The organism is Streptomyces sp. NBC_00483 (genome assembly GCF_036013745.1).
Classification (GTDB): domain Bacteria; phylum Actinomycetota; class Actinomycetes; order Streptomycetales; family Streptomycetaceae; genus Streptomyces.
In genome coordinates, this window is sequence record NZ_CP107880.1 from 7,286,986 (window position 1) to 7,299,422 (window position 12,437).

12 protein-coding genes are annotated in these 12,437 nt (G+C 71.9%); 7 read left to right on the forward strand and 5 right to left on the reverse strand.

All coding sequences use genetic code 11. From position 1 onward, the window contains the following. Positions 1 to 252 precede the first annotated feature (252 nt). Positions 253 to 1,413 carry a YihY/virulence factor BrkB family protein gene (locus OHA73_RS32690; RefSeq protein WP_266715172.1) on the forward strand — a complete coding sequence of 387 codons (1,161 nt, stop codon included), beginning with the start codon at positions 253 to 255 and terminating at the stop codon, positions 1,411 to 1,413. A 23-nt stretch (positions 1,414 to 1,436) separates the two neighbouring features. Here OHA73_RS32690 and OHA73_RS32695 read toward each other — a convergent pair whose 3' ends face one another. Then, the gene (locus OHA73_RS32695; protein ID WP_327656822.1) at positions 1,437 to 2,282 is read right to left on the reverse strand and encodes an NmrA family NAD(P)-binding protein; all 846 of its coding nucleotides are present in this window, start codon (positions 2,280 to 2,282) and stop codon (positions 1,437 to 1,439) included. A gap of 80 nt (positions 2,283 to 2,362) precedes the next feature. Between OHA73_RS32695 and OHA73_RS32700 the strand changes: the two genes are divergently transcribed. Further along, entirely contained in the window at positions 2,363 to 3,295 is a 933-nt protein-coding gene (locus OHA73_RS32700) for an AraC family transcriptional regulator (protein WP_327656823.1), read from the forward strand. Next, on the forward strand, positions 3,292 to 3,996 hold the full coding sequence (locus OHA73_RS32705) for a helix-turn-helix transcriptional regulator (RefSeq protein ID WP_327656824.1): 705 nt from the start codon (positions 3,292 to 3,294) through the stop codon (positions 3,994 to 3,996). Before OHA73_RS32700 ends, OHA73_RS32705 begins: the two co-directional genes overlap by 4 nt. On the opposite strand, the gene OHA73_RS32710 is transcribed toward OHA73_RS32705, so the two are convergent. After that, positions 3,980 to 4,366, reverse strand: coding sequence for a VOC family protein (locus OHA73_RS32710; RefSeq protein WP_267072753.1), 387 nt, complete (start codon positions 4,364 to 4,366; stop codon positions 3,980 to 3,982). The genes OHA73_RS32705 and OHA73_RS32710 overlap by 17 nt on opposite strands. A 99-nt stretch (positions 4,367 to 4,465) precedes the next feature. Between OHA73_RS32710 and OHA73_RS32715 the strand changes: the two genes are divergently transcribed. After that, a complete protein-coding gene (locus OHA73_RS32715; protein ID WP_267068780.1) occupies positions 4,466 to 5,119 on the forward strand; it encodes a DUF4389 domain-containing protein in 654 nt (217 codons plus the stop codon). Between the two features lie 35 nt (positions 5,120 to 5,154). Continuing rightward, positions 5,155 to 5,814 carry a ThuA domain-containing protein gene (locus tag OHA73_RS32720; protein ID WP_327656825.1) on the forward strand — a complete coding sequence of 220 codons (660 nt, stop codon included), beginning with the start codon at positions 5,155 to 5,157 and terminating at the stop codon, positions 5,812 to 5,814. A gap of 44 nt (positions 5,815 to 5,858) precedes the next feature. Here the strand turns inward: OHA73_RS32720 and mmuM are convergent, their stop codons facing one another. Further along, on the reverse strand, positions 5,859 to 6,764 hold the full coding sequence (gene mmuM / locus OHA73_RS32725; RefSeq protein ID WP_327656826.1) for a homocysteine S-methyltransferase: 906 nt from the start codon (positions 6,762 to 6,764) through the stop codon (positions 5,859 to 5,861). A gap of 95 nt (positions 6,765 to 6,859) precedes the next feature. After that, entirely contained in the window at positions 6,860 to 8,530 is a 1,671-nt protein-coding gene (locus tag OHA73_RS32730; RefSeq protein WP_327656827.1) for a rhamnogalacturonan lyase B N-terminal domain-containing protein, read from the reverse strand. Between the two features lie 282 nt (positions 8,531 to 8,812). Here OHA73_RS32730 and OHA73_RS32735 point away from each other — a divergent pair, with 282 nt between their 5' ends. Further along, positions 8,813 to 9,823, forward strand: a complete 1,011-nt coding sequence (locus OHA73_RS32735) for a rhamnogalacturonan acetylesterase (RefSeq protein ID WP_327656828.1) — start codon at positions 8,813 to 8,815, stop codon at positions 9,821 to 9,823. Positions 9,824 to 9,832: 9 nt separating this feature from the next. Here the strand turns inward: OHA73_RS32735 and OHA73_RS32740 are convergent, their stop codons facing one another. Next, entirely contained in the window at positions 9,833 to 10,990 is a 1,158-nt protein-coding gene (locus tag OHA73_RS32740; RefSeq protein WP_327656829.1) for a serine hydrolase domain-containing protein, read from the reverse strand. Between the two features lie 250 nt (positions 10,991 to 11,240). Between OHA73_RS32740 and OHA73_RS32745 the strand changes: the two genes are divergently transcribed. Continuing rightward, positions 11,241 to 12,431: a Cmx/CmrA family chloramphenicol efflux MFS transporter gene (locus OHA73_RS32745; RefSeq protein ID WP_327656830.1), complete on the forward strand. Its 1,191-nt coding sequence runs from the start codon at positions 11,241 to 11,243 to the stop codon at positions 12,429 to 12,431. Positions 12,432 to 12,437 lie beyond the last annotated feature (6 nt).

Genomic DNA, 12,437 nt, shown 5'->3' on the forward strand with positions numbered 1-12,437 from the left:
AATTTCATGAACGGTTCAAGCGGGCGTCAGGGATTGGCGATTTTCCATAATCTGTTCCTGACGCGCGCATGTCGGTCTCCCGATCATTTCGTGCGGCTCGCCGGGCGACTCATCAAAGAGACGGTTCAATTACTTCCCGTGGTTCCACGGTGAAGACAGAACCGATCGATTGTCGAGGACGAGGAGCCCCGACCGGGGGCCGCGCCGGTACCGGGGATGGGTGCCGCGGCCTGCGACGGATACCTTTGAGACGTGCAGCCAGCAAGTGAATCCCCCCAGGAAGTGACGTCCGGACGCCTCCATCGGGCTCGCGTCCTCTATCAGAACGTCTCCAAGCGCAGGACTGCCTGGCTGCTCCTGAAGGACACCGTCAACTCGTGCATGGAGTACCGCATCCTGGGCCTCGCGGCCGAGGCGGCGTTCTTCACGCTCCTGTCGGTGCCGCCGCTGCTGCTGTCCCTGGTGGGTCTGCTGGCGTACGTCGACACCTGGACCGGCGCCGACACCATCGCGGGCGTCCGCGACAACATCCTGGAGGCCTCCCGCACGGTCCTCACCGACCAGGGCGTGAAGGAGATCGCAGAACCGATTTTGGACGACGTCATCAAGGGCGGCAGGCCCGACGTCATCTCCATCGGCTTCCTGCTCTCGCTCTGGTCGGGCTCGCGCGCGGTGTCGACGTTCGTGGACACGGTGACCGTGATGTACGGACTCGACGGCGTCCGCGGCATCGTGAAGACGCGGCTGCTCGCCTTTCTGCTCTTCCTGGTGGGGCTCGTCGTCGGCGCGATAGCGCTGCCGCTGATGATCGCGGGTCCGGACGCGGTGATCGGGCTCGTGCCCTGGTCCCAGTCCCTCGTCCAGATCTTCTACTGGCCCGTGGTCCTGGTGCTGTCCATCGCGTTCCTGACGACTCTGTACCACGTGTCGGTGCCGGTGCGTTCGCCGTGGATCGAGGACGTGCCGGGGGCCCTCGTGGCGCTGGCGATGTGGATTCCCGGCAGCTTCCTGCTGCGGCTCTACCTCACCAACACCATCGAGGGCCCGACCATCTACGGCTCCCTCGCCGCACCCGTCGCCGTGCTGCTGTGGATCGGTGTCTCGGCGTTCGCGGTGCTCGTCGGCGCCGCGGTGAACGCCGCGATCGACCGCGTGTGGCCGTCGGTCGCGACGGCGGCGGCGCGCGCCGCGAACGAGCGGGTGCGCAGGGCGGCCGCCACCGAGCAGTTGGCCCGGGCGGCCGCGCTGGGCTTCCCCGACGACGACGAGGAGCTGGACGACGGCGACGACCCGGGCATGCCGTCCGAGTTCCCGGAGCGCTGGTCGAAGTTCCTGCCTCCGGAGGACGTCACGTCCCGCCTGCGCACGCACGTCCGGAAGAACGGTGACGGGTCGGAGGACGAGGAGGACTGACGCCGCCGGGCGGCACCGGCCGGCTACTTCCAGGCGCCGGCCGCCGCCTCCCGCTCCGCGAACTCCCCGAACGTGCGCGGCCCGCGCCCGAGCACCCGCTCCACGTCACCGGTGACCGCGGCGTTCCGCCCGTCGAGCAGCGCCCCGAACAGCTCCATCAGGAACGCCACTTCCTCCTCCGGCACCCCGAACCCGCCCAGCGCCGCCCCGTACTCCCGCACCGGAACCGGGACATAGCGCTTCTCGGTCCCGGTGGCCGCCGCGACGGCCGCGAGCGCCTCGCCCCACGTCAGCAGCGCGGGCCCGGTGAGCTCCAGGACCTCGCCCGCGTACCGCCCCGACGGTTCGCGCAGCACGGCGACCGCGACCTCCGCGATGTCCGTCGCGTCGATGAACGGCTCGCGCAGCGCCTCCGGTGCCGCGAACGCCAGTTCCCCACCGCGCACCTGGTCCGCGAGGTGGCCCTCGCTGAAGTTCTGCTGGAACCAGGCGCACCGCAGCACGGTCCACTGCGCCCCCGACTCCCGCAGCGCCTGCTCCGCCGGCAGCGCCTGGTCCTCGCCGCGCGCCGACAGCAGCACGAGCCGCGTCACCCCGAGCTCCACCGCCCGCCGCGCCAGCGCGCCCACCAGGCCGGCGGCGTCCGGCGCCCCGATGTCCGTGGGGAAGGCGAGATACGCCCCGTCGGCGCCGCGCAGCGCCTCGTCCCAGGTCCCGGGCTCCTCCCAGTCGAACCGCACCGCGCCCGACCGGGAGGCCGCCCGGACGTCAAGACCGGCGGCGCGCGCCGCGTCGGCGACCCTGCGCCCCGTACGACCGGTCACCCCGGTCACCAGCACCGTCTGTGTGTTCCGCTCCGTCTGCGTCATGCCTCCACTCAACTGCCGGGCGCCATCCGCCGACATCGCCGAGCCGCTCGCTGCCATGCGCGGCCGTCTACTCTGCATTCATGGACGTACTCGCAGGGCTCCTGGAAGGGCCGAGGGCGCGCGGGGCCTTCATGATGCGGGCCTGCTTCGAGCCGCCGTGGGCCGTGCGGATCGCCGACGAGGCGCCGCTCTCCGTGATGATCATGGTGGAGGGCGAGGCGTGGATCCTGCCGGAGGGCGACGAGGACAAGCCCCGGCACATCCGCCCCGGCGACATCGCCATCGCCCGCGGCCCCGACCCGTACGTCTGCTGCGACGACCCGGCCACCGCACCGCGCGCCGAGATCGGACCCGGCCAGGAGTGCCGACCGCTGGGCCCCGCGCACGTCGGCCGCTACAAGGAGTTCGGCGTGCGGGAGTGGGGCGAGTCCCCGGACGCCCCGGCCAAGATGCTCATCGGCACGTACCAGCTGCGCGGCGAGCTGACCGCGCGGCTGCTCGACGCGCTGCCCGCGCTGCTCGTGCTGCCCACCGAGGTGTGGCGCTGCCCGCTCACCCCGCTGGTCGCCGAGGAGATCGTGAAGGACGAGCCCGGCCAGGACGTCGTCCTCGACCGCCTCCTCGACCTCCTGCTCATCGCCTCGCTGCGCGCCTGGTTCTCCCGGCCGGAGGCCGACGCGCCCGCCTGGTACCGGGCGATGGGCGACCCGGTCGTGGGCCGCGCGCTGCGCCTCATCCAGGACGACCCCGCCCACCCCTGGACGGTCGTCGAACTCGCCGAGCGGTCCGGCGTCTCACGCGCCGCGCTCGCCCGCCGTTTTACGGAGCTGGTGGGCGAACCCCCGATGGCGTACCTGACCGGCTGGCGCCTCGCGCTCGCCGCGGACCTGCTGCGTGAGGGCGGGGCGACGGTCGCGGCGATCGCCCGGCGCGTCGGGTACGGCAGCGCGTTCGCCCTGTCCACCGCGTTCAAGCGGGAGTACGGGGTGAGCCCGCAGGAGTACCGGTCATGAGCGGCGGCTACGCGGAGAGGACCGCGCGGGTGCCGGGCGCGGTGGTGTGGACCCGGACCGTCGCGGACGACGAGAGCGCCGCGGCCCCGGTGCTGCCCGACGGCTGCATGGACCTGATCTGGAGCGAGGGCCGGCTCTTCGTCGCGGGACCCGACACACGCGCCCACTCCACGGACCCCGGCGAAGGCTGCCGCTACGCGGGCATCCGCTTCGCACCCGGCACGGCGCCCGGCTACCTCGGCGTACCGGCACACGAACTGCGGGACACCCGTGTCGAGTTGGAGCGTCTGTGGCAGGGGAGCGAGGCCCGGCGGCTGACCGAGCGCCTGGACGCCGCCGCCGACCCGGCCGCCGAACTGGAGGACCTGGCGGCCCGCCTCGCCCACGTCGCCGGGCCGCCCGACCCGCTGCTCACGCATGTGGCGCGGGCGCTCGACGCGGGCCGCACCGTCACGTCCGTCGCCGACGAGACGGGCCTGGGCGCCCGCACCCTGCACCGCCGCTCGCTGGCCGCGTTCGGCTACGGCCCCAAGACCCTGGCCCGCGTCCTGCGCCTGCAACGGGCCCTGGCGCTCGTCCGCGCCGACGTCCCGTTCGCCGAGGCGGCGGCCCGCGCGGGCTATACGGACCAGGCCCATCTGGCGCGCGACGTAAGGGACTTGACGGGCCGTACGCTGAGCGAGCTCAGGCGGCGGGCGTGAGCGGCGCGAAGAGGTCCACCTGGTTGCCGTCGGGGTCCCGCATCACGCAGTACCGCTGCCCCCACTCGGCGTCCCACGGTTTCATCACGCACTGGTGACCCGCGGCGGTCAGCTTCTCGTACGTGGCGTCGACCCCCGCGGCGTCGCCGCAGAGGAACGCGAGCGAGACACGACCGGAGCCCCGGTCGTCCCCGCTGGGGTCGGGATCGAACATCAAGCGGATACCGCCGGCCAACTCGGCCTCCACGTGCGGAAGTTCCTCGGCGCCCGCGGGGAACGTGAGGCCGAGGAGCCGGTAGAAGGCGAGTGAGGCGGTCAGGTCGGAGCTGCTGACGCCGATGGCGTCCATACGCGGAGTGACATCGTTCATGGCCTCACCGTAGGCACCGGACAGGCCCGCGGTCTTGTACGAAACGGACACCTTCCGTCCCTCCTTGCGCGCGGGCCGAAACCGCCGTACACGAGGCATATGGCAGAAAACGAGTTCCTCGTCACCAAGGTGGTCCCCGCGAACCCGGTCACCCTGGAAGCCGATTACGATCCGGCCGTGTCCCGATGGCTGTGGCTGGTGAAGTGGCTGCTCGCCCTGCCGCACTACCTGATTCTCGTCTTCCTCTTCATCGCCTCGGGTCTCACCACGCTCGTCGCCCTGTTCGCGATCCTGTTCACGACCCGCTACCCGCGTCTCCTCTTCGACTTCAACGTCGGGGTGATGCGCTGGACCTGGCGCGTCGGCTACTACACGTACGGAACCCTCGGCACCGACCGCTACCCTCCGTTCACGCTCGCGCCCGTCCCCGACTATCCGGCCCGCCTCGACGTCGCCTACCCCGAGCACCTGTCGCGCGGCCTGGTCCTGGTCAAGTGGTGGCTGCTCGTGCTGCCCCAGCTGCTGATGGTGTCGCTGCTCGTCGGCGGCTCCAGCACGGCGGGCGGCGTCGCGGGACTGCTCACGTTCTTCGCCGCCGTCGCCCTGCTCTTCACCGGCGTCTACCCGCGCGGCATGTACGACTTCAACATCGGCCTGCACCGCTGGGCGGCGCGGGTGGCGGCGTACGCGGGGCTGATGACGGACATCTATCCGCCGTTCCGCCTCGACCAGGGGGAGCGCGAGCCCCACTAGGGCCTGTCGTTTGGATCAGGCCCTAACATCCGGGCATGCCCGCAGCCACACTCCTCGTGTACACCCGCACCACCGACTACCGCCACGACTCCATCCCGGGCGCCGTCGAGTCCCTGCGCACACTCGGCTTCGCCGTGCGGCACACCGAGGACCCGGCCGACTTCGAGACGGGGCTCGACGCGGGGCCCGACGCCGTCGTCTTCCTCTCCACGAGTGGTGACGTGCTCACGGGCGGGGGCCGCGAACGGCTCGCTGGGTACGTCGACGGGGGCGGCGGCTTCGTCGGGGTGCACGCCGCGGCGTGCACGGAGTACGGGTGGCCGTACTACGGGGACCTGCTCGCGGCGCGCTTCGACCGGCACCCCGCGTACCAGCCGGGCCGCATCCGGATCGCCGACCACGACCACCCGGCAACCCAACACCTGCCGCCCCAATGGGAGTTCACCGACGAGTGGTACGACTTCCGCTCCGACCCGCGCGAGGACCCGACCGTACGAGTCCTCGCGTACGCCGACGAGTCCTCGTACGAGGGGGCGGCCATGGGCGGCGACCATCCGCTGGTGTGGTGCCGGGACCCGGAGGCATCGGGCCGCATGTTCTACACGGCCCTCGGCCACGCCGCCGAGGCGTACGACGACCCGGCCTTCCGGGCGCATCTGGCGGGGGCGATCCACTGGGCGGCACGCCGGGCCTAGCGTCCCCGTGGCTCAGTGGCCCAGCGGCCCAGCGCGCCCGTGGCTCAGCGGCCGAGCGCCGCCGCGATCCCCGCCACCGCGCTCGGCCCGACCCGACAGCAGCCGCCGATCAACCGGGCCCCGGCGTCCCGCCACGCGGTCACCTGTTCCGGGGCGGACGTGGCGCTGCCCGTCCAGGCGCGCGCCTCGGCGTCCCACTCCTCGCCGCTGTTGGGGTAGACGACGACCGGCTTGCCGGTGACGCGGGACGCGAGGCGCACGGCCGGCTCGACGTCGCGCGGGGCGCAGCAGTTGACGCCGACCGCGACGACCTCCTCCGAGTCCGCGGCGACCGCGAACGCCTCCTCCAGCGACTGCCCGGCGCGGGTGCGCGCGCCGTCGACGCTGTACGACAGCCAGGCCGGCACGCCGAGCCCGCGCACGGCCCGCACCAGGGCCCGCGCCTCGTCCGCGTCGGGCACGGTCTCCAGGGCGAACACGTCGGGCGCGGCCCCCGCGAGCACCTCAAGCCGGGGCCGGTGGAAGGCGTACAGCTCCTCCTCGCTCAGCCCGTACCGCCCCCGGTACTCCGACCCGTCGGCGAGCATCGCCCCGTACGGACCCGCGGACGCGGCCACCCACAGGGGCCGGACGGTGTCGGTGTCGGTGGCCGCCGCACGCGCCAACTCGACGCTGGAGACCATGAGTTCGGCGGCCCGATCGTGCCCGATGCCGCGCCGTGCGAACCCGTCGAACGTGGCCTGATAGCTGGCCGTGATGGCGACGTTCGCGCCCGCCTCGTAGTACGTGCGGTGCGCCGCGACGATCGCCTCCGGCTCCTCGGCGAGCAGCCGCGCCGACCAGAGCTCGTCGCTCAGATCGTGCCCGGCGGCCTCCAGCTGGTTGGACAGGCCGCCGTCGAGAACGAGCGTGCCTCCGGCGAGGGCGCGGGTGAAGGAGTTGCTGGTCATGACGTCGACGCTAACCGACCGAGCGGCGGGCCGGGTCAGGCCCTAAGGGCTCCAAGGCCTCTGAGGCCCCTGAGGCCCCTGAGGCCCCTGAGGCCCTACGCCAGCAGATCGATCGCGTCGATCGCCGTCCCGGCGCTCAGGTACGAGGTCGTCCCTGAGCCGCTCACCACCTGGATCTTCAGCGTGTTGTACGCGCTGGTGTCCGTCTGCCAGGCGGAGGCGGGGACCGAGTACGTGAACGTGTGGTTGTTGCCGCGGTACGAGCCGTTCGTGAGGGAGCGGGTGGCCGGCTGGGTCGGCGGCGTGGGGATCGCGGACGTCCATGTGTCGTTGACGACGACCTGCGGGCGGCCGTTGGCGTACGCCGTCGTCACGCCGATGCGGAGGGTGTGCGCGGCGGCGGCCTGCGCGGCGGTCAGCTTGAAGTAGACGATGACCCCGCTGTTGACGTCCTTCCAGAGGTAGCAGGGAAAGGCCGAGGTCTCGGTGCCGCTGCCGACGACGACGTTGCCGGTCCAGGAGGCGGCGCGCACGTCGGACGGGTGCGCGTACGTCATCAGGTCCGCGTTCTTGAACCCGCTCGGCGTCCCGTTCCAGTCGTTGATCCGCCAGATCGCGGTGGCGTTGGAGGGGTCGTTCGTCGAGGGGATCGCGATCGTGTTCACCGTCGTCGTCGCGCCCGCCGTGACCGTCACCGACCCTGTGTGGACGGCGAGTTCGCCCTTGAAGACGGTGAGCGTGTAGGTGCCGGGCAGAACCTTCGCGATCGAGAAGTAGCCGTCCGACGCGCGCGCCGAACCCCAGTACTGGGCCGTGGAGTTGGCGATTTCGACGGTGTAGGCGTGGGACGTGTCCCGACCGCTGATGCCGACGCCCGCCACCCGCCCGCGCCCGCTCGCGGCGACGTACCCGGACATGCCGAGCGCGTCCGCCCACGACGTGTCGATGTTCCCGGGGTACAGCGACGACGAGGGCGCGCCGCCGTCCGTGAGCGCGATGACGTACGGGCCCTGGAGGCCGAACCGCTCGCTCTCCGTCTGGTTCTGGCCGTAGTACAGGATCTCGTAGAGCCCGCCGCCGTCCGCGCTCTGGTGCCTGAGCAGCGAGCGGTAGAAGGGCCCGCCGGACGCCTTCTCGTGGTTCGAGCGGACCACCCACAACCCGACGCCGCCCGCGCTCCAGCCGACGTGGTCGTAGTCGATGACGCGCAGCTTCGAGTAGTGCTTCGACCTGGTCTGACCGTCCGCCTTCGCGAACACGTCGGACGCCTCGATCGTCGTCGGCGCGTACGTGTAGGAGTCCGGCTGGTCGTTGAGGAAGAGGCCGGCCTTGACGCGCAGGATGAAGCGGGTGGCGCTGACGGAGGTGTCCGCCTTGTTGGTCCACACGTAGACGTTGTTCTCGCCGCTCCGGGCCGCGTAGTAGTGCAGAAGCGTCCCGTACGCCACGGAGATCAGGATCGTCGAACCGGACTGTTTGACGCCGACCGAGGACGCGCCGAGCCCCGACTCGATGTGCGAGTTCTTGCCGCCGTAGCCCTGGTACTCAACTCCCTTGTAGGACAGGGACGTCAGGTCGCCGTTCGCCTTGCTGACCTTGAACACGAGGCTGGCGCCGGTGTCGACGACGTAGTTCGAGCCGTCGTCGCTGTAGCCGAAAGTCGCGGCGGACGCGGTGGGGGAGAGGGGTCCTGCCACCGCCGCGGTGGCGGCCGTCGCGGCGGCCGCCGTCAGCAGGGCGCGGCGTCCGATGGGGGTTTCGGGCATGGGGGTGCCCTCCTGAGTGAGGTGGGAGGTGCGGATGGTGCGGATGACTCGGCAGCGTGACAGTCGAACGACGTTCGCGAAAGCCCTTTCGGTGAACGGGACTTGAAGGCGTCGACCGGTTTCTCGCCGAAAACTTTGAATCGTTGCAGGGGGTCTAGAAAGCGCTTGCCCACTGGGCTATGGTCCGTCCGCCGTACGCCCTGCCGAAGGAGTCCACCCGTGAGACGTGCCCGGAGCCGCTTCCGTAGACCTGCACTCGTCGCCGCCTGCCTCGCCGCGGCCGTGTCCGCCGGTGGGCTCGCGCCCGCCCACGCCGCTTCCGGGGCCTCCCCGGCTTCCGGCCTCGACCACTGCACCGGAACCGCGCCCGTGAACTGCCACTTCGATGTGGCTCCCGGACAGTACGACGTGCGCGTCACGCTGGGCGGTGCCGAAGCGGGCAGTACGTCGATATCCGGCGAGGCCCGCCGCGCCCTGCTCGCCGAGACACCGACGGCCGCAGGCCGGACGGCCCACCGCTCCTTCACGGTCGACGTCCGCACCCCGGAAGGCGAGCCCACGGGCCCCACCGGCACGGAAGGCCTCGACCTCACCTTCGCCGGATCGTCCCCGCTCCTTGCATCGATTCAGATCAAGAAGGCACGCGCCACCACCCCACGCGTCTTCCTCCTCGGCGACTCGACGGTGTGCGACCAGGCGGCGGACCCGTACACGGGCTGGGGCCAGGAGCTGCCGCAGTTCCTCAAGCGGGGCGTGAGTGTCGCCAACTACGCGGACAGCGGCGAGAGTTCAGTGACATACCTCCAGAACCCCGCCCTCTTCCCGGCCGTCGAACCGCAGCTCCGCCGCGGCGGCCTGGCCCTGATCCAGCTCGCCCACAACGACAAGACCACCGACGCGGCGACGTACCGGGCCAACCTCAAGACCCTCGTCGACCGTGTCCGGGCGCGGGGCGCCCGCCCGGTCCTCGTGACGCCGATCGTGCGCCGCTGGTTCAACGCGGACGGAACCCTGAACAACGACATGGCCCTCCTCGTGAACGGCCTCGGCGTCAACCACCCTGCTGTCGTGCGGGAGTTGGCGGCGACGGAGCGGGTCCCCCTGATCGACCTGACGGCGCTGACGAAGGCGCGCGTGGAGGAGCTGGGCCCGGAGGCCTCGAAGGCGCTCTACCTCTACGACGAGAAGCGCGACAACACGCACACGTCGGTGCGCGGCGCCACGGAGTTCGCGCAGTTCGTCCGGAACGAACTGCGCGAACAGGGCCTTGTGCGGGATGAGTTGGTCCGCTGAGGGCTGGGCTCAGCGCATGCTCTCCTCGGCCGCCCGCGCCACCGCCGCGACGAGTCGCTGGTTCTCCGGTGCCGGGCAGCCCGGGAAGGCGAAGCGGCGGCGGGTGTAGCCGTAGGCCAGGCCGGTGCGCGGGTCCGCGAGCGCCTCGGAGCCCGCGGCCCCGGCGTGGCCGAACGCGGTGGCCCCCAAGGCCGGGTAGCGCACCCCCTCCGTCTCGAAACCGAGCGTGAAGTGGTCCGGATCGCCCGTCACCGCGTCGGGGCCCGTCCAGCGGCGCTCCGTGAACTCCGCGATCGTCTCCGGCTTCAGCAGCGCCGGCGCCCCGTCGACCCCGCTGAGCGCCGCCGCGTACAGCCGGGCGAGGCCCCGCGCGGTGCCCACGCCGCCACCGGAGGCCGGCCCGAGGGCGCGCACCGTACGGGAGTTGGCGTAGTCGATGATGGCGAAGGACGGGTCGGCGGCCCGGTTGAACGCGACGGGGAGGAGGCCCTCGGGCGAGGGCCGGTTCGCGTCCAGGAGTGCCTGTTGCTCGGGCGTCGGCGCCATCGGCCGCGTCGGCTGGAGCCGCGCCTCCTCGGCCTCCGGGAGCCCCAGCCACAGGTCGAGGCCGTGCGGCGCCCGGATCCGCTCCTCGTAGACCTCCTGGAGCGTGCGGCCCGTCGCCCTGCGCACCACCTCACCCGTCAGGGCCCCGATGGTCAGCGCGTGATAGCCGTACGCCGTCCCCGGCTCCCAGAACGGCCGCTGCCCGGCGAGACGGGCGGCGACGACACGGTCGTCCGCCAGCTCCTCCAGCGTGAACCCGCCGTCCACACCGATCAGGCCCGAACGGTGCGCGATCAGCTCGCGCAGCGTCAGCCGCTCCTTGCCCCCGCCCACGAACTCGGGCCAGTAGGACACCACTTGGCGATCCAGATCGAGCACGCCCTCCTGCACGAGCAGCGCGACCACCAGATGTGCGGCGCCCTTGCTGTTGGAGTAGACGGGCAGCAGCGTCGACCCGTCGATGTCGTCACCGGCCCACAGGTCGACGACGGGCCGCCCCTGGACGTACGCCGCCAGCTGCGCGCCCGGCTCGGCCGTCTCCTCGGCGACCGCCGCGGCGAACTCCTCACGGACCTCCTCGAAGCCGTCCGCGACGCTTCCGTACACCTCGATGCCGCTCATCCTGCCGACCCCCTGTGCGAGTTGACCGCCCGTATACGTACGAGGTGATCGAACCGGGGGTCCGCCACGGGTATTCCCGCACGGCTGCCTGTCTGGTTTTGGAGCGAGTGCTACATAACGTGCTAGCGTCCTGCGGTGAGGGCGCGGCGGACTGTCGCCGCGCTAGTTATGAAGCGCACGCTCCAAAACCATTGGAGCGAGAAGTGGACGGGGCGCGCGCTCGAGAACGACAGGGAAAGGAAGAGAACCCATGCCACTCGCCGTCTACGTCCTGGGGCTCGGCATCTTCACGCAGGGCACGTCCGAGTTCATGCTCTCCGGGCTGCTCCCGGACATGGCCGCCGACCTGGGGGTGTCGATCCCCGACGCGGGGCTGCTCATCTCGGCCTTCGCGCTCGGCATGGTCGTCGGTGCGCCGCTGCTCGCCGTGGCGACGCTGCGCCTGCCGCGCCGCGCCACGCTCGTCGGGCTCCAGGTGGTGTTCGTGGCGGCGCACGTCGTCGGCGCGCTCGCCCCCGGGTACGGGCTGCTGTTCGCGACCCGGGTGATCGGTGCCCTCGCATACGCCGGGTTCTGGGCCGTCGCCGTGGCCACCGCCGTCAGCCTCGTGCCCGCGAGCGCCAAGAGCCGTGCGGTCGCCGTGGTCGCGGGCGGCCTCACTCTCGCCACGATCGTGGGCGTCCCCGCCGGAACCATCCTGAGCCAGCACGCCAGTTGGCGCGCCGCGTTCTGGGCGGTGGCCGCGGCGACCGTGGTCAGTGCGGTCAGTACCGTCCTCGCGCTACCGGCCGACCGGGCCGCGAAGGGCGGCGCGGAGGGGGCTCGCTCGGTCCGTGCGGAGCTGCGCGGCATGGCCCGCCCCGCCCTCTGGCTCTCCTACGCCATCACCGCCTTCACCTTCGGCGCGGTCATCGTGACCTTCAGCTATCTGGCGTCGCTGCTCACCGACGTCACCGGGATCCGCGACGCCTGGGTGCCCGTACTGCTCGCGCTCTTCGGCGCGGGCGGACTGCTCGGCCTCGTCATCGGCGGCCGCACCGCGCAGGTCGCCCCGCTGGCCACGCTCGGCTGGGGGCTCGGGGCCCTCGCCGTGATCTCGGGGCTGCTCGCGGTGGCCGCGCACACGGCGGTCGTGGTCGTCGCCCTCGTCTTCGCGCTCGGCGTGGCCGGATACGTCACCAACCCTGCTCTCCAGTCCCGCGTGTTCACGCTCGTGCCCGCCGCGCCCACCCTCGTCGGCGCCACCAACACGGCCGCGTTCAACGTCGGCAACACCCTCGCCCCGCTCCTCGGCGGGCTCGCGATCGACGCGGGCCTCGGGTACGCGTCCGTGGCGTGGGTGGGAGCGGCGCTCGCGGCGGTGGGTCTGGTGGGCGTGCTGTGGGCAGTCCGCCTGGAGCGTCGAGCCGAGAGTTTTGTACCAGTGCTCCAAAACTCGTAGTCTTGC